Here is a 23,415-nt window from a genome sequence, read left to right as displayed (position 1 = left end):
TTCATGTGAGTGCATCCAACCAGCCCTGAACGTCATCCAATGCCGCATGCCGGGTCAGGTCGGTCTGCAGCGGCGTGATTGAAACGAACCCCGCCTTCACGGCGGCAAAGTCGGTATCCGGTCCCTCGTCGGCGTTCTCGCCGACAGCGGCGATCCAGAAGCGTTCGCGACCGCGCGGATCGCAAACCTTCAACGGTTGTGCCGCCGGGCCACGATACCCCAGCCGAGTGACGCGGAAGCCTTGGATCTCCTCCCAAGGGAGATCGGGCACGTTGACGTTGAGCAGGCTGCGCGGGGGCAGCGACAACTGGTCGGCGGCCCCGATCAGGCTCGCCGCGACGCGACCGGCGGTATCGAAATGATGGCTACCCACCAGCGACATGGCGATCGCCGGCATACCCAGGTTGCGCCCTTCCATGGCGGCGGCAACGGTCCCCGAATAGAGCACGTCGTCCCCCAGGTTGCCACCGTGATTGATGCCCGAGATCACCAGATCCGGCTTTTCGTCCCAGACTCCATTGACCCCCAAGTAGACGCAGTCGGCAGGGGTCCCATCGACACAGTAGAAGCCATTGTCGAGATCGCTCAGGGCCAAAGGACGGGACAGCGTCAGCGAATTGCTGGCCCCACTCTTGTCGCGATCCGGCGCCACCACCCGTACCCGAGCGTGCGGACATAACGCGTCATAAAGAGCTCGCAGCCCCGGAGCATGCACGCCATCGTCATTGGACAGCAATAATCTTCGCATCGTCTCTTCCTGGTGAATCAATCTTTCTCTTGCGCAAACTTCACGAACCTCCACGCCATCAAAGATCGGGGTGGGCCATCAGCTCACGCACCACCGCGGTGGCGAAGGCCCCTCGGGGCAGTTCGAAAGACAGCGTCAAGGTAGCGTCGTCACGCATCAGTGCAGGTGCCCCCAGACGCACGCGCAAGGCCCGGCGGGACATACGCACCCCCGCCCGCTGCAGCCCTTCGCACAGCTCGGGCTCAGCGATGGCCAGCGCCTGTTCATAGGCCGCCGCATCGGCCTGGCTCGCCAGGCGGCCCGTCCCCCACAGCACACCACTGGGATGCAAATCCAGTTGCCGCAACCGCTCACGCAGTTCAGCATCGATAATATCGGCTCGGAACTGGCTAGCCGTGCCATCGAGTATCAGCACATCGCCAGGTAGCGCCGAAGCCCAGTGACCGGCTGTCAGGCGTCGAGCCAACAGAGTGTTGAACAGATAGCTGCGCGCGGTGGAAAGCAGCATGCCTTCCCGGTCGTCGCGCTTGCGCCAGCCACGCGCCAGCACCGCCCTGGCGTTGATCAAATTGCGCCCCCCGGGGCCGAAACGCTGAGGACCGAAGTAATTGGGTACGCCATGCTCGCACAGCCATTGCCAGCGTCGTTCCACGCCGGGATCACGCACTACCTCGCCGGTCAAACGCAGCTCGAAGCGGTTGGCGCGATGCACTCCTCGCTTGAGCTTGCGCGGATGCCGCACTTGTTCGAGTACTCTTACCGGCGTATCCGCCAGTCGCATGGACAGGTCAGACGGTGTCGCTCGGCCGGGCAAATGCACCGAAAACCATTGCCGGGTCACCGCTACGCGGTCCTTGATGCCGGAGTAGCCGATATCGCGCACGCCGACCTCACAGGCTCTGGCTAGCCGTCGAGCCAACTCGAGGGTGGTCAGGTCGCGTTTTTCCACCCACAACCAGAGATGCTCCCCTTCGCCCTCTGGTGCAAATCCCAGACACTCTTCGACCTTGAAGTCCTCGGGAGAGGCGCGGTAATCACCCCGGGGTGGCGGTTGCCCCATCACCTCGTCCAGCGCCCGCGGCCAAGCCGGCGGCCAGGTCAATGGCATTGCCGTGACCGATTCAGTCATCGGAGTTCTCCCTAGGCTGCAACAGGACCACGGCCTCGGCTGCGATCCCCTCGCCGCGACCGGTGAAGCCCAGGCGTTCGGTAGTCGTGGCCTTGACGTTGACCGCCCCTGGCGAGACCTTCAGGTCCTCGGCGATATGGGCGACCATGGCCTCGATATGCGGCGCCATTTTCGGCGCCTGAGCAATGAGGGTGGCATCCAGGTTGCCGACCCGATAACCGCGTGCGGCCACTAGCTCGACCACGTGGCGCAACAGATCACGGCTATCAGCCCCCGCCCAAGCGGGGTCGCTATCCGGAAAATGCCGGCCGATATCGCCCAGGGCACAGGCCCCGAGCAAGGCATCGCAGATCGCGTGTAGCAGGACATCACCATCGGAGTGGGCGACGAAGCCATGCGTGAAAGGGATTTCGACGCCACCGACGATCAGGTGGTCGCCAGGTCCAAAGCGATGCACATCGAAGCCATGGCCGATTCTCAGGGTCATGTCAGTTCTCTTGCCAAGATTGGGGAGTCGGAGAGGTCGGTAGCGGGTCCCCATCCAGAGCAGCCTGGGTGGCGAGCACATGAGACGCCAACGCCAGGTCCTCGGGGTGAGTGATCTTGAGATTGTCGCGGCGAGACGCCACCAGTCGCGGCGAGACGCCCAACGCCTCTACCGCCGAGGCTTCGTCGGTAACCGCCAGCCCCCGCGAGCGGGCCAACGCGAGGGCATCGCGCAACAGGCGGTAACGGAACCCCTGGGGCGTCAGTGCCTGCCACAGCCCCTCACGAGGCACGGTGGCGTGCACATGGCCCTGGCCATCGTCGCGCTTCACGGTATCGGCGACCGGTGTCGCCAGTAACGCGCCCGCGGGCTCCTCGACCAACACGCCTGCCAGGCGTCGCAAGTCCTCGACCCAAACACACGGGCGTGCCACATCATGCACCAGCACAAAGTCGTCGTCGGTCGCCTCTTCGGCAAGCGCCGCCAGGGCATTGGCCACCGAATCCACCCGCTCACTACCGCCCGTCACCCGGCGCCAGTCAGCGAAGGGGACCCAGGCAGGGTCGAACCAGCGGTCGTCAGCATCCAGGCACAGGCACAATCCAGCCTCCGGCATGGCACGATGCAGGCGTTCGAGTGTGTGCGCCAGCACCGGCCGCCCGTCGAGTTCCAGGTATTGCTTGGGACGATCGGCCCTCATACGCCGGCCTTGCCCCGCAGCCGGAACCACCCACCACCAACGGCTCATTGACGGGACTCCTCACCGATCCGGGCTTGCGGGCTGAAATCCAGGGCGCGCTGCTCGATGCGCGAACTTTCGGTCACCACCCCCGGTACCCAGAAGAATTGTTCGTCCTCGCGTACCATACCGATATCGCTGCGCGCGCGCTCCTCAATGGCATCCAGGCCGGTTTTCAAGTCCACCACTTCTGCCGCCAGACGCTGGTTACGTGCGCGTAGCGGGCGATTTTCTTCCTCCAGGGCATCGGCGCGGGCCCGGATCTGCATCAGCTCGCGCAGCCCACCCTCGCCGAACCACAAGCGGTACTGCAATAATGCAAATAGGGCAATCAGCACAATAGCGAGCCACTTCAACATCCTGGCATCCTGTCGGAAACTCGATGCCAGACATTATGCCATCATCGCCCACGATACGCAGAGCCCGACCAAGCAGTGCCAAATGGTATCAGGCTCGCTTGAAGGGCAGGGCTTGAATGACGCGCTCGTGGTATGCCGCGACATAGCGTTGCTCCTTGTCACAGAAGCGGGCTACGGCATCGTGAAGATGGGGGTCGGCGATATGGTGCAATGAACGCAGCCGGCGCGGCGCGAAGCCTCGGACCAGCTTGTGCTCGCCCTGTGTGCCGGGGTCGAAGCAGGTCAGCCCGTGCGCCAGACAATGCTCGATGCCTTGGTAGTAACAGGCCTCGAAGTGCAGGCAATCTGCCTCCACCTCGCTGCCCCAGTAACGCCCGAACAGGGTATCGCGCCCTTGCAGACACAACGCGGCCGCCACTGGCCGCTCTCCCAGGCACGCCTGAACCAGAACCAAGGCATCGGACATGGTTGCCAGCAGGCGTTCGAAGAACTCCAGGTTCAGGTAGCCTTGCCGGCCGCGTTCGAGGTAGGTGATCTGGTAACAACGATAGAAGTGCATCAAGGCTTCGCGGTCGATGTCACGCCCCACGAGACGCCGCAGGCGAATTCCCTGATCGGCGACGATCCGTCGCTCGCGACGAATTTCCTTGCGTCGCTTCGATGTCAGGACAGCGAGGAAACCGTCGAAGTCTCCATAACCGGCATCCCGCCACTGGAACTGGACGCTGTGCCTCTCGAGCAGTGACGGGCGAGCCGCTCGCCAGGCATCGACTTCCTCGTCTTCCGCGAACAGCAGATGCCAACTCGACAGCTCACGGTCTTCCCAGGCGCTGGCCAGCAACTCCCGCGCTTCGACCGGGTCGATCCCCGCAGCCAGCGCCAGGCGAGGCCCCGGTGCTGGAGTGAAGGGGATCGCCGTCAAGGCCTTGGGGTAATAATGCCCACCAGCCCGCTCCCAGGCATCGGCCCAGGCCCAGTCGAAGACGTATTCACCGAAGGAGTGGTACTTGTGATAACACGGCATTACCCCGACCAGCGCATCGCCCCACCACAGCGCCAGATGGCAAGGCTCCCAGCCACTACGACCGCAGACGGCTCCGCTGGCCTCCAACGCATGCAGGAACTCATGACGCAGGAACGGATAAGCGTCTCCGACCAAGGCATTCCAGGCCTCGGCAGGTAACGCCTCGATGGCAGAAACGCTCTGCATCGACAAGCCATGCATTTCCTTTCCCTCTTGGCGACCTCGACGCCAAGAGCAAAGCATGTCCAGCATGCTGCTGCCAAGGGTCATCCCCTGCCCCCCGAGTCACTACGAGGCCTGCTGTACGCGATTGCGCCCCAAGCGCTTGGCAGCGTATAGCCCCATGTCGGCACGATGCAAAAGACCCTTCATGGACTCGCCCCGACGCCGCTCGGCGATGCCGAAACTGACGGTGAAGTTGAGCCAATGACCATGGAACTCGACGCGTACCTGCTCGAATTTACAACGCAAGCGCTCGGCGAGCACCAGCGCCTCCTGCAGCGACTGGCCATTGAGGATCAGGGCGAATTCCTCGCCACCAATACGGCCAAAGATATCGTTGCTGCGCAGAGTCGTCCGGCATACTTCGCCCAGGCAGGCCAGTACCAGGTCGCCCGCGGCGTGTCCCCAGGAATCGTTGGTGGCTTTGAAGTGGTCGACGTCGAACAATACCACCGACAGCCGGCCATTGGTGTGGTTGGCCGATTCGAGCGAACTCTCCAGGCACCCCATGAAGGCCGCACGATTGAGCGCTCCGGTCAAGCTGTCGGTGGTCGACAATTCATGCAGACGCATATCGCGACGCTTGCGGTCGGTAATGTCGCGAGCCACCGCCAGCAGCCACTCGTAGCGGCCGTTGAGCGGGCTTAGGTAGGGGGAACAACTGGCTTCCAGCCACACGTAGTGTCCCTTGGCATGGCGAACGCGCACCTCAAGACGCAACGTTTCACCACGACACGCCGCCTCATGCAGCAAGCGTTGCACGCGTGGGGCATCATCCGGCGGCATCAGACCGACCAACTCATGCGCCTCCAGCGCCTCCGGCACATAGCCCAGCACCTCGCTCACCGAAGGTGAAGCGAACCGGCAGGTACCGTCGGCGTCCATCAGCACGATCAGGTCGGAGACATTCTCGACGATGAAACGATAGCGACGCTCGCTTTCCCGCAAGGCAAGCTGCGAGCGCTTGTACTGGGTGATGTCCTCGCAGAAACCGTGCCACAGTACGCTGCCATCCCTCTCCCGCTGCGGGGTGGCATGGCCACGGACCCAGCGCGTATCACCCTGGGGATGACAGTAGCGAAACTCGTGATACCAAACCTCGAGTTTCAAGGCACTGCGCTGGAGACTGCGCCACATGGCATCGATATCGTCGGTGTGAATCCCTGACAGGAATCGTTGCGGATCCCGCATCACCTCTTCCGCGTCGATTCCGAACATCGAACGCATTCTGGCGCTGACCAGCGGGAAGTCGAGTGAGCCATCCGGCGCAAGACGACACTGATAGAGTGTACCCGGCAACTGTTCACTGAGACGCTCGAACCTTCGCAACAGCTCCAGGTTCTCTGTCGCCTGCGCATTCATATTCATGTTCATGGTGTTCCCTCGACCGTCGACATGACGATCGCCGGTATAAACAGCATGACATCGATATCACGGCTCAACGCGGCCCCGTGACTCCCCCCGCCACCGGCTCGATACCGACACGACTCGGCGAATCGCCAGCATGGGCATCGTTGCGCACCTTGGGCGATTGGCCCTCGAGACTTCGGGGGCGATGCCCCAGGCTGGATGCTACCAGCGCCCGAAGCTCCCCGCTGCTCAGGCTGACGCGTTCGACGCCTTGCCCTGCCTCCCACACGATCAGCAATGCCGGTGTCGGTCTTGTCTGATCGACACCTACGATGCGCCCTTCGCGACCTCGGCGAGCGTCGCGCAATCGCGATCCCAGCAGGGTATGAACACCATTTACGCTATCGTGCATGACGCAGAGCCGCCAGCCACCATATCCTGATGATACCGAAGTGATCCCATGTACCAGCAGCTTAGCAGCTTGCTCACGCGGCGCAGGGGCTAACCACCAAGATTATTGACAACGCCCCACCAAGCGCTCGAAGAGGCACAAAAAAGGGTGCCAGAGGCACCCAAAGACATTGGACGGGACATTAGGTCGGACATCATGCCACGCGACATTCCGAGCGGAGCCGTGAGTGCGCGAAGAGTTCGCGACGGCATGATGTCCGTACAGGGTCAGGCCACGCTCCCTCCTCCCGGAAGGTCTCGACGCAGCCGAGTCACGATCAGCTAGCGGCCTGCATCGCCAGCGCGGTACCCAACATTCGGTTCGAGAACCCCCACTCGTTGTCGTACCAGGCCATGACCTTGACCAGGCGACCATTGACGCGGGTGTGATTGGCGTCAAAAGTGGAAGAGTTGGCATCGTGATTGAAGTCGATGGACACCAATGGCTGGGCATTCACGGCCAGTACCGGAGACGCTTCGGCCGCCTTGGCGACGATGGCATTGACTTCTTCCTTGGTGGTGTCGCGACTGGCGGTGAATACCAGATCTACCAGTGACACGTTGATCACCGGCACGCGCACCGCTAGACCATCGAACTTGCCATCCAGTTCCGGCAGCACCAGGCCAACGGCCGCGGCTGCACCGGTCTTGGTGGGGATCATCGACTGGGTTGCGCTGCGCGCGCGGTACGGATCCGTGTGATAGACATCCGACAGATTCTGGTCGTTGGTGTAGGCATGCACGGTCGTCATTAGGCCGTTTTCGATACCAACGGCATCGTTGAGCGCCTTGGCGACCGGAGCCAGGCAGTTGGTGGTGCATGACGCATTGGAGACCACGCGGTGCTCGGCAGTCAGCACCTGCTCATTGACGCCATACACCACGGTGGCATCGGCATCCGGGCTGGGTGCCGAGATCAGCACGCGTTTCGCACCCGCTTCGATATGCTTGGCAGCGTCGGCGCGCTTGGTGAACAGCCCCGTGCACTCCATCACCAGGTCGATCTCGAGCGAGTGCCACGGCAACCTGGCGGGGTCACGCTCGGAAAGGATGCGAATCCGTTCGCCATCGACACTGAGGTTCTCCTCGTCGTGCGCCACCTTGTGAGGGAAATGGCCGTGCACACTGTCATGCTTGAGCAGATGAGCATTGAGGGACGGGTCACCCAGGTCATTGATCGCGACAACCTGGATCCGATCGCGATAGCCATTTTCGTAAAGGGCGCGCAGTACATTGCGACCGATACGACCGAAGCCATTGATAGCGACACGTAACGTCATGGCGGCATCCTCGTACTTATATGCTGTATTTGAGTCGAGCGCCGCACCTCAAGGTCCCATTAAATACCCATTCGGAACGGCTCTTAGTGAAATAATCCTACGGTTGCATGATAATCTGGCCCAAAAAGAGGCGACAATCAAGTGTTTTGTTGCTAAATTTACCAACATCATCATTCAACACCGCCAAGCGAGGTAGCATATGGCCACCCAGACCCCTCCTCTGCACGCCACGGTAGACCGGGTCACCCGGCGCATTCGCACGCGCTCGCACGAGCGTCGCGCCCTCTACGAGCAGCGCATGAGCGACCAGCATCGCCGGGGCGTACACCGTAGCGACCTCTCCTGCGGCAACCTCGCACACGGTTTCGCCGCCTGTGGTGAAACCGACAAGGGGCGCCTGAAGATGATGAACAGCGCCAACCTGGGCATCGTGTCGTCTTATAACGACATGCTGTCGGCGCATCAGCCCTTGGCGCCTTTCCCCGAGATCATCAAGGAAGCGGCTCGCGCCATGGGCTCCACAGCCCAGTTCGCGGGGGGAGTACCGGCCATGTGCGACGGCGTGACCCAGGGTCAGCCTGGCATGGAACTGTCGCTGTTTTCTCGTGATGTGATCGCCATGGCCACTGCCGTGGCGCTGTCACACAACATGTTCGATGCCGCGCTCTACCTTGGGGTTTGTGACAAGATCGTTCCTGGACTGTTCATCGGCGCGGCACGTTTCGGACATCTACCGGCGCTGTTCGTCCCTGCCGGCCCCATGACCAGCGGTCTGCCGAACAAGGAAAAGGCGCGTATACGCCAGCTCTATGCCGAAGGCAAGGCCAGCCGCGACGACCTGCTGGAGGCTGAATCCCAGTCCTACCATGGCCCCGGCACCTGCACATTCTATGGCACCGCCAACTCCAACCAGCTGATGATGGAGATCATGGGCCTGCACCTGCCCGGAGCCTCTTTCGTCAACCCCAATACGTCGCTGCGCGAGGCCTTGACTCGTTACGCCGCCCAGCAGGCAGTCCGCAACAGTGAGCCCGGTGGAGAGTATCGCCCCTTCTATAAGCAAATCGACGAGAAGGCCATCGTCAACGCCATGGTCGGCCTGCTGGCCTCGGGCGGCTCCACCAACCATACCCTGCACCTGGTAGCCATGGCCGCCGCCGCGGGGCTGACCATCACTTGGGACGATTTCACCGAATTGTCCGCGGTGGTACCGAGCATGACTCGCATCTATCCCAACGGTCAGGCCGACGTGAACCACTTTCAGGCAGCCGGCGGCATGAGCTTCCTGATCCGCGAACTGCTCGACGCCGGTTTGATTCACCGCGACATTCCCACTGTGTTTGGCACCGACCTGAGCGCCTATACCCAGGAGCCTTTCCTGGAGGATGGCAAGCTGGTATGGCGCGAGGGGCCGACCGAGAGCCATGATGCTGACGTGTTGCGCCCAGTCGCCGAGCCCTTCTCCCCGACCGGAGGGCTGACCGTGCTCGACGGCAACCTCGGCCGTGGCGTGATCAAGATCTCGGCGGTCAAGCCCGAGCACCGACTCGTCGAAGCGCCTGTGCGACTGTTCGACGATCAGAACCAACTCAAGGCCGCCTTCGAAGCCGGCGAGCTCGATCGTGACGTAGTCGTGGTAGTGCGCTTCCAGGGGCCCAAGGCCAACGGCATGCCCGAACTGCACAAGCTCACTCCCTATCTCGGCGTTCTTCAGGATCGCGGCTACAAGGTCGCGCTGGTCACCGACGGTCGCATGTCCGGTGCGTCCGGCAAGGTGCCGGCCGCCATCCATGTCACGCCGGAGGCCATCGACGGTGGCCCGCTGGCCAAGCTGCGCGACGGCGACGTGATCCACCTGGATGCCGACAAGGGCGATCTGAAGGTGCTGGTGGATGCTCACGAATGGAACGGACGCGAGATCGTCGAGGCCAATCTGGACCACTATCACTATGGCCTGGGGCGTGAACTGTTCGGCGGCTTCCGTCATCTAGCGGCAGGCGCCGAGGAAGGCGCCGGCGTGTTCGGCGGATTCGAGGCTGACGATCTCGCGCGCCAGGAAGGCTTCATCCACGAACTGGATGCCTAAGGCTTGCGTGACATTCAATTATTCAACAACTGACCGGACAGGCCGCCCATGACACGTCCAGCCCTGATCGGCGATATCGGCGGGACCAATGCGCGCTTTGCGCTGGTCACGCCGGATACTTTCAAACCGCATGACATTCAAAGCCTGCCCTGTGCCGACTATCCAAGCCTGGTCGATGCGATACGCGACTACCTGGCCCGGGTCGGACATGATGGCGAGAGCGCCCCTCGCGAGGCCTGTCTGGCATTTGCCTGCCCGGTCCACGACGACCGGGTACGCATGACCAACAACGCCTGGGAATTTTCCCGGCGCGACGTTCAGCGCGAACTCGACTTGACGCTGTTCAAGGTCATCAACGACTTCACCGCCCAGGCCTTGGGCGTGCCGCATGTCGATGCTAGCAATCTGGTGGCCATCGGCGAGGGCCGGGCTACCGAAGGCTGCGCAAGGCTGGTGATCGGGCCCGGTACCGGCCTGGGCGTGGCTGGTGTCTTTCCGGGTCAGCATGCCTGGGTACCCCTGCCCACCGAAGGCGGCCACGTAACGTTCGCGCCTACCGACGAACGCGAGCAGAACCTGTTGCGCTATTTTCGTTCACGCTATGGCCGGGTATCGGTGGAGCGTATCCTGTGTGGCCAAGGGCTCCTGGACCTGTATTGCGCCCATGCATCTCTCAAGGGGGCCAATCCCCGATATACCACTCCGGCCGAGGTAACGAGCGCAGCCAACGAGGGCGATGCCATCGCAGTGGATACCGTGAAACGGTTTCTCAAGATCCTCGGCGACGTATGTGGCGATGCCGCTCTGACATTGGGTGCTCGTGGCGGTGTCTATCTGTGCGGCGGCATTCTGCCACGACTACTCAACTGGCTGCCGAAAAGCCGCTTTCGCGAGGCCTTTACCGACAAAGGGCGCATGAGCGCCTACAATGCCGACATTCCCACTTGGGTGGTCACCGCTCCCTGGACAGGGTTGTTGGGGGCGGCTGAAGCCCTGCATAACGAGGAGGTGGCATGATCCCATCGTCGCTGCGCACTCTGCTGGACGAGACTCACGGACAACGTCAGGCCGAGTGGGCTGGACGCTCCCTGTGGCTGGCCCGCGAGAGCTGGGGTGAACTGGCGGTATCACTGCAGGGCGCTCAGGTTCTGCACTACCTGCCCTATGCGCCCGCTGCCGCGGCCGGCTCACCGGCACTGGATGACGGCTGGCTGTGGGTCACACCCACGCCCCAGGAAACGCCTGGTGCCATCCGCGGCGGCATCCCGCTGTGCTGGCCCTGGTTCGCTGACGAGCACACCGCCGACGAGTCGCCGGACCGCTCCGGCCCCCTGCACGGCCCAGCTCGCAAGGCCGAGTGGCGTCTCGATGCCACCGACGAGCATGAGGAAGGTATCGAGTTGCACTTGTCGCCTGTCGACCGGCTGCACACGCAACTTGTGCCTCGCGCAGTGATCCAAGCCAATGCCAAGCGCCTGCACGTCGAGCTGGTTACCGAACATCGTGGCGAGACGCCAGTGAAGATGAGTGGCGCTTTGCATAGTTATTTCGCCGTTACCGACACTCATCGCTGCCGCATCGAAGGGCTCGCCGGTGCTCGTTACCTCGACAAGCGCCAAGGATTCGCCGAGCATATCCAGCAGGGCGAACTGGGCATTCGCGGCCCCCTGGACCGTATCTTCGAGTCCAACCGAGTGGTTATGCTCGACGACGGCAGACGCCGCTTGCGTATCGCCAAGCAGGGCAGTGACTCTACCGTGGTCTGGCACCCAGGCGACGACCTGCCCTCCGACACCCCGGCAGATGTCGCACGGCGCTTCCTGTGTATCGAGGCCGCCTGTACACGCTTGGATCCGGTGTGGCTGGTCCCCGGCGCCCAACACTTGCTGGCCACGACCATCACGTGTGAGGAGATGCCATGAACGAGGATCTGCGGATCGAGGTGCCTTTCCTGGTGGGCATGATGCGCCTGCACGAGAGGGAGGCCCTGCACGACCCGAATGCCCTGGCGGACTGGATCGAAGCCCGTCTCGACCAGGGACTGACCTGGTTCGACCATGCCGATATCTATGGTGACCGCAAGGGCGAGACGCTATTCGGCGATGCGTTGCGTGCCCGCCCGGGACTGGCGGCGCGTGTACGTATCGTCACCAAGGCCTGCATCGTCACCCCATCGCGAGATACCTCGCCATATGGTGTCAAGCACTACGATAGCTCACCGGATTACCTCTCCGCGGCCATCGATGCTTCGCTCACGCGCTTGGGCGTCGAACGCCTCGACCATTTCCTGCTCCACCGCCCGGACCCGCTCATGGATGCCGCAGCGACTGGGGGTGCCCTGGACGCGGCCATCGATGCCGGCAAGATCGGCGCTGTTGGCGTTTCCAACTTCCTCCCCGAGCAATGGCGCCGTTTGCAGGCTTCCATGCGTCATCCCCTGGTAAGCCATCAACTGCAACTATCCCTGGCCCACCCCGAACCCCTGTTCGACGGCCTCTACGACGCCCTTCTGGCGGATGGCATGCGTCCCATGGCCTGGTCGCCGCTGGGTGGAGGCACGGTATTCGAGGATGTGCTGGGAGAGTCGCTGGCTCGGCTGGCCCAGGATTTCACTACCAGCTCGGCCGGCCTGGCCCTGGCGTGGTTGCGAGGCCTTCCCGGCCATCCGGTACCGGTGATCGGCACCCTCCGGGAGCAGCGAATCGATGAACTGCTCAGTGGCGCCTGTATCAGGCTGGACCGCCCAACCTGGTTCGCCCTGCTCGAGGAGGCCCGCAGCCAACGGGTGGCCTGAATGCGCTTGCAAGCATCACCTAACAGCCATGTTCGGCGTACGATCGCCCAGGTGACACGATTCACTTTTACCTATCGTCGAGTCACCGCTCTTTCCATGTAGCAACAGACAACAAAAGGATCGCAGCATGTTCCAACTCACTCGCAGCGTGACCTGGCAAGCCCTCGAAAGACTCTATCGGGAAACCGCCAACGACCGCATTCGTGACTACTTCGCTGCCGACCCGCAACGCTTCGACAAGATGAGCCTGCGTGTCGGCGGCCTGTTCCTCGACTACTCCAAGCACCACGTCTCGGATGCCGTACTCACCAAGCTGCTGGAGCTGGCCGATCATTCGGCCTTGGTACAGCGGCGCGCTCAGATGTTTTCCGGCGACATCATCAATGTCACCGAGGATCGTCCAGTGCTGCACACCGCGCTACGCAACCTGGACAAGGGACCACTGATGGTCGACGGCAAGGATGTGATGCCGGAGATCCAGCGTACCCGGGAGCAAATCAAGCGATTTTCCGAGGAAGTGCGCAGCGGCGAATGGAAAGGCTATAGCGGAGAACGCATCAAGGACGTGGTCAACATCGGCATCGGTGGCTCGGACCTGGGACCTAACATGGCCTGCCGGGCGCTGCTCAAGTACCGTCATCCGGAGTTCAACTTCCACTTCGTCTCCAATGTCGACGGCACCCATATCCAGAAGGTGCTCAAGCGTCTCGACCCTGCCACCACGCTGTTCATCGTCTCTACCAAGACCTTCTCCACCCAGGAGACCCTGCTCAACGCTAAGACCGCGCGGCGCTGGTTTCTTGACAATGCCGGCGAGGACGCCGATGTGGGTGCCCACTTCATCGCTGCCTCCACCAACCGCAAGGCCGCCATGGAGTTCGGCATTCGCGAGGAGAACGTCTTCGAATTCTGGGCCTGGGTCGGTGGCCGTTACTCGATGTGGTCGTCGATCGGCCTGCCCATCGCCCTGTCGGTCGGTTTCGATGGTTTCATGGAACTGCTCGAAGGTGCCTACGAGATGGACCAGCACTTCATCAAGGCGCCGTTGAGCGAGAACATGCCGGTGCTAATGGCACTGATCGGCATCTGGTACATCAACTTCCACGGTGCCGAGACCCAAGCCATCGTGCCCTACGACCAGGCGCTGCATCAGCTTCCGTCGTTCCTCCAGCAGCTCGACATGGAGTCCAACGGAAAATCAGTGGATATCTTCGGCCACCCGGTCAACTACAAGACCGGCCCCATCGTCTGGGGTCAAACCGGTTCCAACGGCCAGCACGCCTTCTTCCAGCTTCTGCACCAGGGCACCCGCTACGTGCCCATCGACTTCATCGCCTCGCTGAAACCCGAACCCGGCTTCGAGGATCACCATTTCGCACTACTGACCAACATGCTGGCCCAGGCCAACGCCTTCATGGAAGGCAGCCAGCAAGACAGCCAGCTCGACCCCTATAGCTGCCCAGGCAACCGGCCTTCCAGTACACTGCTGCTCGACGAGTTGACCCCGCGCAACCTGGGCGCGCTGATCGCCCTCTACGAGCACAAGGTTTTCGTCCAGGGCGTGATCTGGAACATCAACTCCTTCGACCAGTGGGGAGTGCAACTCGGCAAGCGCATCGCCGGCGAGATCAGCGAGCGTATCGACGAGCACAGCCAGGATTTCGACGCCTCGACCCAAGGCCTGCTGGCTCTGGTGCGTCGGCATTTCAACGAGCACCGGGAAAGCTCGGCCGGAGCCGACAAGGGCAAAGGCAAGAACAAGCCCCAAGCCAAGAAGGAGAAGCACGCATGACCCCGATCATCGCCTTCGGCGAGGCCCTGGTCGACATGCTCTCCAGCCGCCTGGGAGAGAGCGATACCCAGGGCCCCGAGACCTTCACCCCCTATGCCGGCGGCGCGCCGGCCAACGTGGCGGTGGCCTGCGCCCGCCTGGGGGTGCCCAGCCGTTTTCTCGGCATGCTGGGCGAAGACCATTTCGGTGACTTCCTGGCCGCCGAACTCGCGGCCCACGGCGTCGACACCTCGGGCGTGATACGTACCAAGGCCGCACGCACGGCGCTTGCTTTCGTCTCCCGCGATGCCGATGGCGAACGCACCTTCGATTTCTATCGGCCGCCCGCGGCGGACCTGCTGTATCGCCAGGAGCACCTGCCGCCGGGAATCTTCAGCGAGCCGGCGATCCTTCACCTGTGCACCAACAGCTTGACCGAAGACGCCATCGCCGAGACCACCCTGGCCATTGCCGACATGGCTGCTCGGGCAGGTTGCCTGGTCAGCGTCGACGCCAACCTTCGCCATAACCTGTGGCCCGAGGGGCACGCCGAAATCGGCCTGGTGACCCGCCTGCTGGATCGCGCCCAACTGCTCAAACTATCCCGTGAGGAACTCGACTTCCTGCGCGGCGATCATCCGGAAGATGCCTGGCTGGCCGAACGGCTCGCTGCCGGCGTGAGGTTCATGGTGATCACTGATGGCCCCGGCGAGGTGGCGCTGAAGGGCGTCGGCCTCGACGACCGGGTCACGCCGCCAAGCGTACAGGCAGTGGACACCACTGCCGGCGGCGACGCCTTCATCGGCGGGCTGCTGGCCGAGCTCGCCGAGCACGGTATCGACGGGGATTGGCATCAGGACACGGCCTTCCTGCATCGGGCGGTGGAGACCGCCTGCCGTTGCGGCGCCCATGCCGTGACCCGCCCGGGCGCCTATGCCGCACTGCCAACCCGCGACGATCTGGAGCAGCTGAACTAGGGTTTGTCCGAAAAGTCGCCGAGCGATGGCCAGACAAGGCAAAAATCAGCAAAAAAGCGGAGTTTACGTAGTAGTTGTAAATGAGCATTTTGAGCTGATTTTTAACGCCGTATGGGCAAGCGCAGGCAGTTTTCGGGCAAAGCCTGACATCGGCACCGGCTAGGACATCCGGTGCCTTTTTCTCAGCTCGCCTGTGCCGCCCTTGACTCCATATGTCTCTCGCCATCGGCGAGGTACTCCTCCAGCAATCGACACTCGGTTTGCTTGTGTTTGTCAAAGGCCAGCAGAGGCACTTCCAGCTCGGGCGTGCCATTGGCCTCCAGCAGCCGGTGAGCCAACCGACGACCGTCGATGGCCGCTACCAATGCTTCCTGGACCGCCTTGCCGGTGGAGCCATCATCGGATGTCGGCAGGCAGCGACGCGACATGCTAGTAGGCACATCCTTCTCGCCGTCGATACAGGCACTCAGCCCCAGACTCTCCGCCGCCTCACGCAGCGATGCGAGATGATACGCACACTCCTGACCCAATGTCGCCATCAAGCGACTGATAGCGGGATGGCGAGGGCGCAAATGACGCGCCAGTCGCCGATAGCGCTGCAAGGCCTGAGTCTCGAGATGACTTGCCAGGTCGAGCTGTTCCTGGGGCAGGAGCGTCAGTGTTCTCAGGTCGTTCATAAGTCGGTGCCTCCATGTCCGGGTTACGACGAAAGGATCCAGCATCCGCAATGCCAGGACGGCAGTTCGCGCATTCCCGGTTCGAGGATGCCGGCCGACCGCTTTCGAGGAGTTCCCTCTTCTCGGCCTCGAGACAACCAAAGCAAGCACGGGGCCAGGTTCAAGCATGGCTAATACACATCAACTACCGTGAGATGCCCATTGGCGGCGATTCCGAGCTTGCGCACCTTTCAACAAGCGTATCTTCTACACAGGCTGGACAAGCCTTCCTACTACCGGCAAATGCCTGATGCACCGACATCGTTCTTGTAAGCGCCAGGCCTGGACAACTTTTGGTGCAAAAAAGACCCGCCATCCGGCGGGTCGAACAACAGCACAGGCTGTCGAGAGAGATCATGTGTAGCTCGTAGCTCAGTGATGAAAGCGCTCCGCCGCCTGACGGGCTAGTTCTCGGATGCCGTCCCAGTCCTCGGCCTCGATCAGAGCCTTGGGTGTCAGCCATGAGCCGCCCACGCACATCACGTTGGGCAGCGACAGATATTCCTCGGCATTGTCCACCGTGATCCCTCCAGTGGGGCAGAACCGAGCCTCGGGAATCGGCGCCCCGAAAGCCTTGAGCGCCGGGGCACCGCCACTGGCTTCGGCAGGGAAGAACTTGAAGCGGCGGTAACCGTACTGCCAACCGGTCATCAGCTCGGATATGGTCGATACACCAGGCAACATCGGCACCGGGCTGCTTACGCCATAACGATACAAGGCGTCGGTTGCCCCTGGAGTGACCACGAAGTCAGCACCGACCTGCTCAGCCTGACGGTACTGGGCCGGCGTCAGGACGGTCCCCACGCCGATGCTCGCTCCGGGCAGGGCATCACGCATACGCTTGATGGCTTCCAGAGCACAGTCGGTACGCAACGTGATCTCGAGCACCGGCAAGCCACCCTCGACCAGGGCGCGACCGATCGGCACGGCATCCTCGAGACGCTCGATGGTGATCACCGGAATGACCTCGGCCTTGAGGCAGATGCTGTCGAGCTCGGTAGTGCGGGTGGAAGGCAACTGCTTGTCAATCGTCATGTGTCTTGCTCCAGAAAGAGGGGATCAGGGCGCCCAATAGATCGCCAGAGGGCAGGCCAGAAAGGCGCGAATCGGCAGTTTGCGGACATCGTCGCCGGCCATGGCGGTGGCTAGCACGGCTCGCTTATCCTCGCCGTTGAGATGTAGGATATGGCGCCGCGCCTGATGCAGACGAGCAGCGCTCAAGGTAATGCGTGCCTGAGGCTGACTAGGGGTACGCACGGCCACAACGCTGTCGTCGGTGGACAGCGCCAGACCGAGTTCACGGCTATCGGGGAACAGCGACGCGGTATGACCGTCGCCGCCCATGCCCAGAATCACCACGCTGGCCGGCCAAGTCAGTCGCTCGACACGCGACGCCACCACGCTAACCCCCTGCTCCGGAGTGGCATCGGCGGTGGTCAAGGACACGAAATTGGCAGCCTCCGCCGCACCGGTCAGCAAGTGTTCACGTACCAGGCGGGCATTGCTGTCCTCCGCCGCCTCATCGACCCAACGCTCGTCGGCAAGCGTCACGTCGACACGTTCCCATGGTAGCTCGATGTTAGCCAACGCCTGGAAAAAGGGGACCGGGGTCGAGCCACCCGATACCACCAGCAAGGCGCGCTCCTGATAGGCCAGATCGATTCTCAAGGCCTCAGCCACCGCTTCGGCCAGTTGTCGAGCCAATCGTTCGCGGGAAGCATACATGTCAGTAATCCTCATACCAGCTACGCCCGTCCTGGGTAATCATGGCAATCGACGCAACCGGCCCCCAAGAACCCGCAGGATAACGACGTGGCGGTGAATCATGGGCTTCCCAGGCGGCGATCAACTGATCGCACCAGCGCCAGGCGTATTCCACTTCGTCACGACGCACGAACAGATATTGCTGTCCCTTCATGACCTCGAGCAGCAGGCGTTCATAGGCATCGGGAATCCGCGACTTGGGGAAGGCACTGCTGAAATCCAGATGTAAAGGCCCTGGCCGCAGACGCATGCCCTTGTCCAACCCGCTGTCCTTGGTCAGCACCTGCAGGGCGATCCCTTCTTCCGGCTGCAGGCGAATGATCAGCTTGTTGGCCGCCAGACTGCGCTGGTCCGGATCGAAGATGTAGTGGGGCTGCTGACGGAAGTGGATGACGATCTGCGACAGCTTCTCCGGCATGCGCTTGCCGGTGCGCAGGTAGAAGGGGACGCCAGCCCAACGCCAGTTGGCCACTTCCGTCTTCATGGCGACGAAGGTTTCGGTGTGACTTTCGGTATTGGCGCCTTCCTCCTCGAGGTAGCCCGGCACGCTCTGGCCGCCACTGGTCCCGGCGGTGTACTGTCCACGCACCACGTCACGTCCCAGCGATTCGGTACCGAAGGGTTTCAGGGCCTTCAGCACCTTGACCTTTTCGTCGCGGATGGCATCGGCATCGAGATTGGCCGGAGGATCCATGGCGATCAGACAGACCAGTTGCAGCAGGTGATTCTGCACCATGTCGCGCAACTGCCCGGCTTGATCGAAATAGCCCCAGCGGCCTTCGATTCCCACCTGCTCGGCAACGGTGATCTCCACATGGGAGATATGATTCTGATTCCATTGGGTGCCGAACAGAGGATTAGCAAAACGCAGCGCAATCAGGTTCTGGACGGTTTCCTTGCCCAGATAGTGATCGATACGGTACACCCGCGACTCCGGGAACACTTCACCGATGGCGTCGTTGATCTCCTGCGAGGACTCCAGGTCGTAGCCGATGGGCTTCTCCACTACCACCCGAGTCTCGCCGTCGAGACTGCCGCTGGCCTGAAGATTGCGACAGATCGAGCCATAGATGCTGGCCGGCACCGCCAGATAGACGATCATCGGGCGTGGCGACCCCTCCCGCCAACCGCGTATGGCCTCGTAGCCTTCGACTTGATTGAAGTCGACCCTGGCATAGTCGAGACGCGCTAGAAAGCGCTTGAGGCTCTCCTTGTCGAGCTCACTGGCCTTGACCCGCTGTTTCAGTGCCTCGGTGACCCGGGCCTGGAAAGCAGCCGTATCATACTCCTGACGTGCCAGACCCAGCACACGCGTGGTCTCTGGCAAGAGTCCCTCCCGATCAAGCTGATACAACGCCGGATAGAGCTTGCGCAGCGCCAGATCACCCAAGGCGCCGAACAGCGCCAGATCGACCTCGGAGTTGGACATGCCAAGCGGCCCGGTTTCGTGGTTCATGCCACGCCCCCTAAAAATCTGGTTAACTTACTTACAAAATACACCAAAAAGGCGAAAGCCATCAATATTTATATGTAACTTTACGATCATTTCGACATCGATCATGGTCTCGACTTGGCCACACCGCCCGCCTCACGCTAGGATAGTGGAAGATGTAGTTAAATCACCACATGGTCTTATCGGTTCTCAAGGCGACACCTCGTCATTGTGGCACAGCTACCGTCCACAGGCGGCGCCAACCCTCATGTTACCCAGTCACGGAGTGCCTCACTCACCATGGCCAGCCACGACCTGATCGATCGTATCCGCACACGGCTCGACGAACTCAATCGCTCGGAGCGCAAGGTCGCCGACGTTATTCTCCAGGACCCCGCCTCCGCCACCGGCATGAGTATCGCCACCCTAGCCCAGGCGGCCTCGGTCAGTGAACCCACCGTCAACCGTTTCTGCCGCAACTTCGAGGCGAAGGGCTACCCGGACTTCAAGATCAAGCTGGCGCAGAGCTTGGCCGGGGGGACTCCTTACGTAAGCCGTAGCGTCGAGCGCGATGACGATGCCGCGGGCTACGGCGACAAGATCTTCGGTGCCACCATTGCCGCTCTCGACGATGCCCGTCGCGCCCTGGATGCCAAGAGTATCGAACGCGCCGTCGACTACCTGATCCAAGCCAAGCAGATCCACTTTTTCGGTCTGGGCGCTTCCGGCCCGGTGGCGCAGGATGCCCAGCACAAGTTCTTCCGCTTCAACCTCCCGGTGATGGCCTACGAAGACGTGCTGATGCAGCGCATGGTGGCGGCGTCATGCCATACTGGCGATGTTGTGGTGATCATTTCCTACACCGGCCGCACACGCGAGCTCGTGGAGATCGCCCGCCTGGCTCGCGACAACGGCGCCATCGTGCTCGGCATCACCGCGCCTGGTTCGCCGCTGGCTGCCGAATGCACCGAAACCCTCGAGGTCATCGCACCCGAGGACACCGATGTCTATATGCCCATGACTTCGCGCATGATCCACCTGGCCCTGATCGACGTGCTGGCCACCGGCGTCACCCTACGTCGCGGCGAGGACTTCCTCGGTCACCTGAAGAAGATCAAGGACAGCCTGCAGGCGACACGTTTTCCTGTCAGCTGAAAAAACGCCGCCGACCAAAGAGTTGGCCGGCGGCATTGGTTGGCATCACTAGAACTACCAACAACTGAGTTGAGGGGCCTTATTTAAGAAGAAAAGCATCACCGCAAAGAGGGAGCAAGAGCAATGACTTCGTCTCGATACTCCTGCAGCGCCATTTCGATTATTTCTACCCATGCGCTTTCAGTAGCCACCTGGCGTCTATCTTCTGCGTGAACGCTAATTGTCTTGGGAGATGAGGCTCCCTGAAGTTCCAGATCGGTTGCAATGCGGGTATTAAGAGTAATCGCCCAAAACCCTGGATTGAACCATGCCCATAACTCGTTGATATATACGTCAACGACTAGCGCTGAAGGATCATGACTCTCTGTTTCGCTGGACACCTTGAACCCAGATTTCTCAAAGGCTGCGACTAGATTCTCACGTACCAACCCTTCAACCGTCTGTCCATTTTCAAGCAGAATATCGCCGAGTGCTTTACCATAGGTATTGCGCTTGCGCCCCACAGCCCTTGCCTTGATATCCGCTGCTGCCTGCGCTGCCCCTTCAAAGCCAAGCGAAGGCGTACTTGGTTCCGGCGGCGCCTCCTCGAAAACCCGCTGATCGGTAACGGTGCGTATCACCACTTCCCCAATCATATTATCAGGCTGCGACCACTCTTCGTGAGGAGTCGATATCGCTATCTCACTTCGACTTGTCGCACAGCCGGAGAGCAGTGCGACCATAGCGATCATGATGGCAAAAAGCAGAGTCCTCATCATTTCCTCAGATCCCTTTTTCGATTTTTTCATATCCCGCTTGAGGCCCGGAAAGCCTTCCCAAGGCATCAGGTATTATCGGCAATCCAACCTGATTCTTTAGGCTCCGTCGCACATTTTTTTCTGACCAGCCAACATAACGAAGCATTGCCTCATACAACTTGAGGCATCAGCACCGCCAAGTTAACATTACCGACCATTCATCCACTAAGAATGACAATATGCACGCAGCCCTACATCTTGAGGACTGGCAAGCATGGAGCGCTGCTCAGGCGAGCGTTGCAATAAACAGTCAGCACGATATATCGACCAACCCCGGCGCTGCCAAGCTGCCGGCCATGTTGCGTCGTCGTCTCGATGAGGTGGGGCGGGCCACCTGTGAGATCCTTAAAACCCTTGACCCCGAAGCCAGTTGCCCACTGATCCATGCCTCACGTCATGGCGATGCCACGCATACGCTACAAATGCTGGAAGCATTGGCACAAGGTGACCCGATATCGCCGACCCGCTTTTCCATGTCGGTCCATAACGCCGTATTGGGCGTGCATTCCATCGCCAGTCGACACCACCGCCCCTTGCAAGCCCTCGGTGCCTGCGGTCATGAGTTCGATGCGCTGGTCTGCGAAGCGAGGGGCTACCTCACGGAAGGCTATCCCGCAGTGGTCATCGTCTTTTCCGAAGGCCCACGCCCCGCTGCTTACCAAGGACATGCCGAATATCCCGAGTCGCCTTGCGCGGTCGGAATGCGCCTGACACTCGACTCAGGCCGCAAGCTTCTGCCACACGACGTTTCACAATCCGCTCGCCCTACTCCACTCGATGTGATCGCCTGGTTGAACGCAGACACTCCCCATCTCGACGGCCAGCAGCGGTGGCAGTTGGAGGAAAGATGACGCTCGACCAATGGCGCCGGGGGATAGGAACCGCAATTTCCTTCATGGCATTCGGAATCGGTGGCTTATTCATCGGTGCCGTGGTCGCGCCCATCCTGCAAATCGGCATTCGCGATAACCAACGGCGCCAGTGGATAGCGCGCCAATTGATTCAGCGCTGTTTCCGCTGTTTCGTTGCCCTGATGCAAGCTCTCGGGGTACTGGATTATCGCTTCGAGCACGTGGAACGGCTGCAACGCCCCGGCCTGTTGATATTGGCCAACCATCCTTCTCTGATCGATGTGATATTCCTGCTGGCACACATTCCCCACGCCGACTGCATCGTCAAGGGGCGGTTGGCACACAACCCGTTCACTCGCGGCCCTATCCGCGCAGCGGGTTATATCACCAACGATGAGCCTGAAGCCGTACTCGATGCCGCCAAGACCAGCCTGGCAAACGGCGGTTCCTTGATTCTCTTTCCCGAAGGCACCCGCACTTCCCCACGACGCCCGATCAAGTTTCGTCGAGGCGGGGCCAACATAGCACTACGCACGAACACGAATATCACGCCAGTGCTGATACACTGCACACCCACTACGTTGACCAAGGGTGAACCTTGGTATCGTATACCAGCACGTAAGGTATGGATGACGCTTCGCGTGCTGGACGACCTGCCCGTCAACGACGATAACCAACAGCCGACCGGGCAGGCCGCACGACAATTGACTCGTCGGCTCAGTAATCATTTCAACAGGGAACTGGAAAGATTTCACAATGAACGAGACACGAGACCTGTCGCTTGAACTCAAACGTCTGATCATCGATACACTGGAACTCGAGGACATCACTCCCGTGGACATCGACCCCGTGGCACCCTTGTTCGGCGAGGGTTTGGGCCTTGACTCCATCGATGCCCTCGAGCTCGGCTTGGCATTGCAAAAGCGCTACGGCATCAAGCTCGACGCCGAAGCGGAGGAGACCCGCCACCATTTCGCCAGCCTGAATGCCCTGCAGTCACTCGTGGAGGCCCGTCGTGTCGACTGATATGGCCGCTGCCAAGCGCGCAGAAATCTTCACTCACGTGCATAAGACACTAGTTGAGATGTTCGATCTCGACGCTGGCGACATCAAGCCCGAAGCGCGACTCTACGAAGATCTCGACATCGATAGCATCGATGCCGTGGACCTGGTCGTCGAACTCAAGCAGTTCACCGGTCGACGCATCAACCCCGACGACTTCAAATCGGTGCGTACCATCGATGACGTGGTCAATGCCGTCGAACGCTTGATGCAACGCTGAGA

Annotated in this window: 25 protein-coding genes; 11 read left to right on the top strand and 14 right to left on the bottom strand. The window is 61.3% G+C overall.

The window, feature by feature from the left end; genetic code table 11:
- Position 1: 1 nt before the first annotated feature.
- From surE to gap, 9 genes are all read right to left on the bottom strand, one after another.
- Positions 2-748 (bottom strand): 5'/3'-nucleotidase SurE, encoded by a 747-nt coding sequence (gene surE, locus IE093_RS06475; RefSeq protein WP_189467358.1) that lies wholly within the window; start codon positions 746-748, stop codon positions 2-4.
- Positions 749-806: 58 nt separating this feature from the next.
- Positions 807-1,877, bottom strand: coding sequence for a tRNA pseudouridine(13) synthase TruD (truD, locus tag IE093_RS06470; RefSeq protein ID WP_189467356.1), 1,071 nt, complete (start codon positions 1,875-1,877; stop codon positions 807-809).
- Positions 1,870-2,358 (bottom strand): 2-C-methyl-D-erythritol 2,4-cyclodiphosphate synthase, encoded by a 489-nt coding sequence (gene ispF, locus IE093_RS06465; RefSeq protein WP_308427192.1) that lies wholly within the window; start codon positions 2,356-2,358, stop codon positions 1,870-1,872. Before ispF ends, truD begins: the two co-directional genes overlap by 8 nt.
- 7 nt (positions 2,359-2,365) lie before the next feature.
- Positions 2,366-3,112 carry a 2-C-methyl-D-erythritol 4-phosphate cytidylyltransferase gene (gene ispD, locus IE093_RS06460; protein ID WP_189467352.1) on the bottom strand — a complete coding sequence of 249 codons (747 nt, stop codon included), beginning with the start codon at positions 3,110-3,112 and terminating at the stop codon, positions 2,366-2,368.
- Positions 3,109-3,462, bottom strand: a complete 354-nt coding sequence (gene ftsB / locus IE093_RS06455; RefSeq protein WP_189467351.1) for a cell division protein FtsB — start codon at positions 3,460-3,462, stop codon at positions 3,109-3,111. The genes ispD and ftsB overlap by 4 nt, the downstream gene beginning before the upstream one ends.
- A gap of 88 nt (positions 3,463-3,550) precedes the next feature.
- Positions 3,551-4,672: a GNAT family N-acetyltransferase gene (locus IE093_RS06450; protein WP_229803308.1), complete on the bottom strand. Its 1,122-nt coding sequence runs from the start codon at positions 4,670-4,672 to the stop codon at positions 3,551-3,553.
- Between the two features lie 102 nt (positions 4,673-4,774).
- On the bottom strand, positions 4,775-6,082 hold the full coding sequence (locus IE093_RS06445) for a sensor domain-containing diguanylate cyclase (RefSeq protein ID WP_189467347.1): 1,308 nt from the start codon (positions 6,080-6,082) through the stop codon (positions 4,775-4,777).
- Positions 6,083-6,146: 64 nt separating this feature from the next.
- Positions 6,147-6,470: a hypothetical protein gene (locus IE093_RS06440; protein WP_189467345.1), complete on the bottom strand. Its 324-nt coding sequence runs from the start codon at positions 6,468-6,470 to the stop codon at positions 6,147-6,149.
- Positions 6,471-6,786: 316 nt separating this feature from the next.
- Positions 6,787-7,788 (bottom strand): type I glyceraldehyde-3-phosphate dehydrogenase, encoded by a 1,002-nt coding sequence (gene gap, locus IE093_RS06435; protein WP_189467342.1) that lies wholly within the window; start codon positions 7,786-7,788, stop codon positions 6,787-6,789.
- Positions 7,789-7,987: 199 nt separating this feature from the next.
- Between gap and edd the strand changes: the two genes are divergently transcribed.
- The 6 genes from edd to IE093_RS06405 all read left to right on the top strand — a co-directional run bounded on the left by edd (position 7,988) and on the right by IE093_RS06405 (position 15,416).
- Positions 7,988-9,874 (top strand): phosphogluconate dehydratase, encoded by a 1,887-nt coding sequence (gene edd / locus IE093_RS06430; RefSeq protein ID WP_189467340.1) that lies wholly within the window; start codon positions 7,988-7,990, stop codon positions 9,872-9,874.
- Positions 9,875-9,922: 48 nt separating this feature from the next.
- On the top strand, positions 9,923-10,891 hold the full coding sequence (glk, locus tag IE093_RS06425) for a glucokinase (protein WP_189467338.1): 969 nt from the start codon (positions 9,923-9,925) through the stop codon (positions 10,889-10,891).
- Complete coding sequence (locus tag IE093_RS06420) at positions 10,888-11,796, top strand: aldose epimerase family protein (protein ID WP_189467336.1); 909 nt, start codon at positions 10,888-10,890, stop codon at positions 11,794-11,796. Before glk ends, IE093_RS06420 begins: the two co-directional genes overlap by 4 nt.
- The gene (locus IE093_RS06415) at positions 11,793-12,668 is read left to right on the top strand and encodes an aldo/keto reductase (RefSeq protein ID WP_189467334.1); all 876 of its coding nucleotides are present in this window, start codon (positions 11,793-11,795) and stop codon (positions 12,666-12,668) included. The genes IE093_RS06420 and IE093_RS06415 overlap by 4 nt, the downstream gene beginning before the upstream one ends.
- A gap of 127 nt (positions 12,669-12,795) precedes the next feature.
- The gene (gene pgi, locus IE093_RS06410; protein WP_189467332.1) at positions 12,796-14,460 is read left to right on the top strand and encodes a glucose-6-phosphate isomerase; all 1,665 of its coding nucleotides are present in this window, start codon (positions 12,796-12,798) and stop codon (positions 14,458-14,460) included.
- Positions 14,457-15,416: a carbohydrate kinase family protein gene (locus IE093_RS06405; RefSeq protein ID WP_189467330.1), complete on the top strand. Its 960-nt coding sequence runs from the start codon at positions 14,457-14,459 to the stop codon at positions 15,414-15,416. Before pgi ends, IE093_RS06405 begins: the two co-directional genes overlap by 4 nt.
- A gap of 182 nt (positions 15,417-15,598) precedes the next feature.
- Here IE093_RS06405 and IE093_RS06400 read toward each other — a convergent pair whose 3' ends face one another.
- The 4 genes from IE093_RS06400 to zwf all read right to left on the bottom strand — a co-directional run bounded on the left by IE093_RS06400 (position 15,599) and on the right by zwf (position 19,352).
- Positions 15,599-16,093: a hypothetical protein gene (locus tag IE093_RS06400; RefSeq protein ID WP_189467328.1), complete on the bottom strand. Its 495-nt coding sequence runs from the start codon at positions 16,091-16,093 to the stop codon at positions 15,599-15,601.
- A 411-nt stretch (positions 16,094-16,504) separates the two neighbouring features.
- On the bottom strand, positions 16,505-17,167 hold the full coding sequence (locus tag IE093_RS06395) for a bifunctional 4-hydroxy-2-oxoglutarate aldolase/2-dehydro-3-deoxy-phosphogluconate aldolase (protein ID WP_189467326.1): 663 nt from the start codon (positions 17,165-17,167) through the stop codon (positions 16,505-16,507).
- 24 nt (positions 17,168-17,191) lie between these two features.
- Positions 17,192-17,857, bottom strand: coding sequence for a 6-phosphogluconolactonase (gene pgl / locus IE093_RS06390; protein ID WP_189467325.1), 666 nt, complete (start codon positions 17,855-17,857; stop codon positions 17,192-17,194).
- 1 nt (position 17,858) lies between these two features.
- Positions 17,859-19,352, bottom strand: coding sequence for a glucose-6-phosphate dehydrogenase (zwf, locus tag IE093_RS06385; RefSeq protein ID WP_189467323.1), 1,494 nt, complete (start codon positions 19,350-19,352; stop codon positions 17,859-17,861).
- A gap of 276 nt (positions 19,353-19,628) precedes the next feature.
- On the opposite strand from zwf, the gene IE093_RS06380 reads away from it, so the two are divergent.
- A complete protein-coding gene (locus tag IE093_RS06380) occupies positions 19,629-20,483 on the top strand; it encodes a MurR/RpiR family transcriptional regulator (RefSeq protein WP_189467321.1) in 855 nt (284 codons plus the stop codon).
- Between the two features lie 98 nt (positions 20,484-20,581).
- Here IE093_RS06380 and IE093_RS06375 read toward each other — a convergent pair whose 3' ends face one another.
- On the bottom strand, positions 20,582-21,307 hold the full coding sequence (locus IE093_RS06375; RefSeq protein ID WP_189467319.1) for a YajG family lipoprotein: 726 nt from the start codon (positions 21,305-21,307) through the stop codon (positions 20,582-20,584).
- 152 nt (positions 21,308-21,459) lie between these two features.
- Between IE093_RS06375 and IE093_RS06370 the strand changes: the two genes are divergently transcribed.
- From IE093_RS06370 to IE093_RS06355, 4 genes are read left to right on the top strand one after another with little or no spacing between them, the layout of a single operon-like run.
- The gene (locus IE093_RS06370) at positions 21,460-22,131 is read left to right on the top strand and encodes a beta-ketoacyl synthase chain length factor (protein ID WP_189467317.1); all 672 of its coding nucleotides are present in this window, start codon (positions 21,460-21,462) and stop codon (positions 22,129-22,131) included.
- Positions 22,128-22,916, top strand: coding sequence for a lysophospholipid acyltransferase family protein (locus IE093_RS06365; RefSeq protein WP_189467315.1), 789 nt, complete (start codon positions 22,128-22,130; stop codon positions 22,914-22,916). Before IE093_RS06370 ends, IE093_RS06365 begins: the two co-directional genes overlap by 4 nt.
- On the top strand, positions 22,888-23,157 hold the full coding sequence (locus tag IE093_RS06360; RefSeq protein WP_189467313.1) for a phosphopantetheine-binding protein: 270 nt from the start codon (positions 22,888-22,890) through the stop codon (positions 23,155-23,157). The genes IE093_RS06365 and IE093_RS06360 overlap by 29 nt, the downstream gene beginning before the upstream one ends.
- Complete coding sequence (locus tag IE093_RS06355) at positions 23,147-23,413, top strand: acyl carrier protein (protein WP_479691158.1); 267 nt, start codon at positions 23,147-23,149, stop codon at positions 23,411-23,413. Before IE093_RS06360 ends, IE093_RS06355 begins: the two co-directional genes overlap by 11 nt.
- The last annotated feature ends 2 nt before the right edge of the window (positions 23,414-23,415 follow it).

The sequence above is a fragment of the Litchfieldella qijiaojingensis genome (genome assembly GCF_014651875.1).
GTDB classification, from domain to species: Bacteria; Pseudomonadota; Gammaproteobacteria; order Pseudomonadales; family Halomonadaceae; genus Litchfieldella; species Litchfieldella qijiaojingensis.
The sequence above is the reverse complement of the archived record's forward strand: the minus strand, read 5'-3'. Positions and strand labels throughout refer to the sequence as shown.

What these genes read in the sequence shown, in the direction of transcription:
- surE (WP_189467358.1), bottom strand. Translation starts at nt 748, where the DNA reads ATGCGAAGATTATTGCTGTCCAATGACGATGGCGTGCATGCTCCGGGG.
- truD (WP_189467356.1), bottom strand. Translation starts at nt 1,877, where the DNA reads ATGACTGAATCGGTCACGGCAATGCCATTGACCTGGCCGCCGGCTTGG.
- ispD (WP_189467352.1), bottom strand. Translation starts at nt 3,112, where the DNA reads ATGAGCCGTTGGTGGTGGGTGGTTCCGGCTGCGGGGCAAGGCCGGCGT.
- ftsB (WP_189467351.1), bottom strand. Translation starts at nt 3,462, where the DNA reads ATGTTGAAGTGGCTCGCTATTGTGCTGATTGCCCTATTTGCATTATTG.
- IE093_RS06450 (WP_229803308.1), bottom strand. Translation starts at nt 4,672, where the DNA reads ATGCAGAGCGTTTCTGCCATCGAGGCGTTACCTGCCGAGGCCTGGAAT.
- IE093_RS06445 (WP_189467347.1), bottom strand. Translation starts at nt 6,082, where the DNA reads ATGAACATGAATATGAATGCGCAGGCGACAGAGAACCTGGAGCTGTTG.
- IE093_RS06440 (WP_189467345.1), bottom strand. Translation starts at nt 6,470, where the DNA reads ATGCACGATAGCGTAAATGGTGTTCATACCCTGCTGGGATCGCGATTG.
- gap (WP_189467342.1), bottom strand. Translation starts at nt 7,788, where the DNA reads ATGACGTTACGTGTCGCTATCAATGGCTTCGGTCGTATCGGTCGCAAT.
- edd (WP_189467340.1), top strand. Translation starts at nt 7,988, where the DNA reads ATGGCCACCCAGACCCCTCCTCTGCACGCCACGGTAGACCGGGTCACC.
- glk (WP_189467338.1), top strand. Translation starts at nt 9,923, where the DNA reads ATGACACGTCCAGCCCTGATCGGCGATATCGGCGGGACCAATGCGCGC.
- IE093_RS06420 (WP_189467336.1), top strand. Translation starts at nt 10,888, where the DNA reads ATGATCCCATCGTCGCTGCGCACTCTGCTGGACGAGACTCACGGACAA.
- IE093_RS06415 (WP_189467334.1), top strand. Translation starts at nt 11,793, where the DNA reads ATGAACGAGGATCTGCGGATCGAGGTGCCTTTCCTGGTGGGCATGATG.
- pgi (WP_189467332.1), top strand. Translation starts at nt 12,796, where the DNA reads ATGTTCCAACTCACTCGCAGCGTGACCTGGCAAGCCCTCGAAAGACTC.
- IE093_RS06405 (WP_189467330.1), top strand. Translation starts at nt 14,457, where the DNA reads ATGACCCCGATCATCGCCTTCGGCGAGGCCCTGGTCGACATGCTCTCC.
- IE093_RS06400 (WP_189467328.1), bottom strand. Translation starts at nt 16,093, where the DNA reads ATGAACGACCTGAGAACACTGACGCTCCTGCCCCAGGAACAGCTCGAC.
- IE093_RS06395 (WP_189467326.1), bottom strand. Translation starts at nt 17,167, where the DNA reads ATGACGATTGACAAGCAGTTGCCTTCCACCCGCACTACCGAGCTCGAC.
- pgl (WP_189467325.1), bottom strand. Translation starts at nt 17,857, where the DNA reads ATGTATGCTTCCCGCGAACGATTGGCTCGACAACTGGCCGAAGCGGTG.
- zwf (WP_189467323.1), bottom strand. Translation starts at nt 19,352, where the DNA reads ATGAACCACGAAACCGGGCCGCTTGGCATGTCCAACTCCGAGGTCGAT.
- IE093_RS06380 (WP_189467321.1), top strand. Translation starts at nt 19,629, where the DNA reads ATGGCCAGCCACGACCTGATCGATCGTATCCGCACACGGCTCGACGAA.
- IE093_RS06375 (WP_189467319.1), bottom strand. Translation starts at nt 21,307, where the DNA reads ATGCCTTGGGAAGGCTTTCCGGGCCTCAAGCGGGATATGAAAAAATCG.
- IE093_RS06370 (WP_189467317.1), top strand. Translation starts at nt 21,460, where the DNA reads ATGCACGCAGCCCTACATCTTGAGGACTGGCAAGCATGGAGCGCTGCT.
- IE093_RS06365 (WP_189467315.1), top strand. Translation starts at nt 22,128, where the DNA reads ATGACGCTCGACCAATGGCGCCGGGGGATAGGAACCGCAATTTCCTTC.
- IE093_RS06360 (WP_189467313.1), top strand. Translation starts at nt 22,888, where the DNA reads ATGAACGAGACACGAGACCTGTCGCTTGAACTCAAACGTCTGATCATC.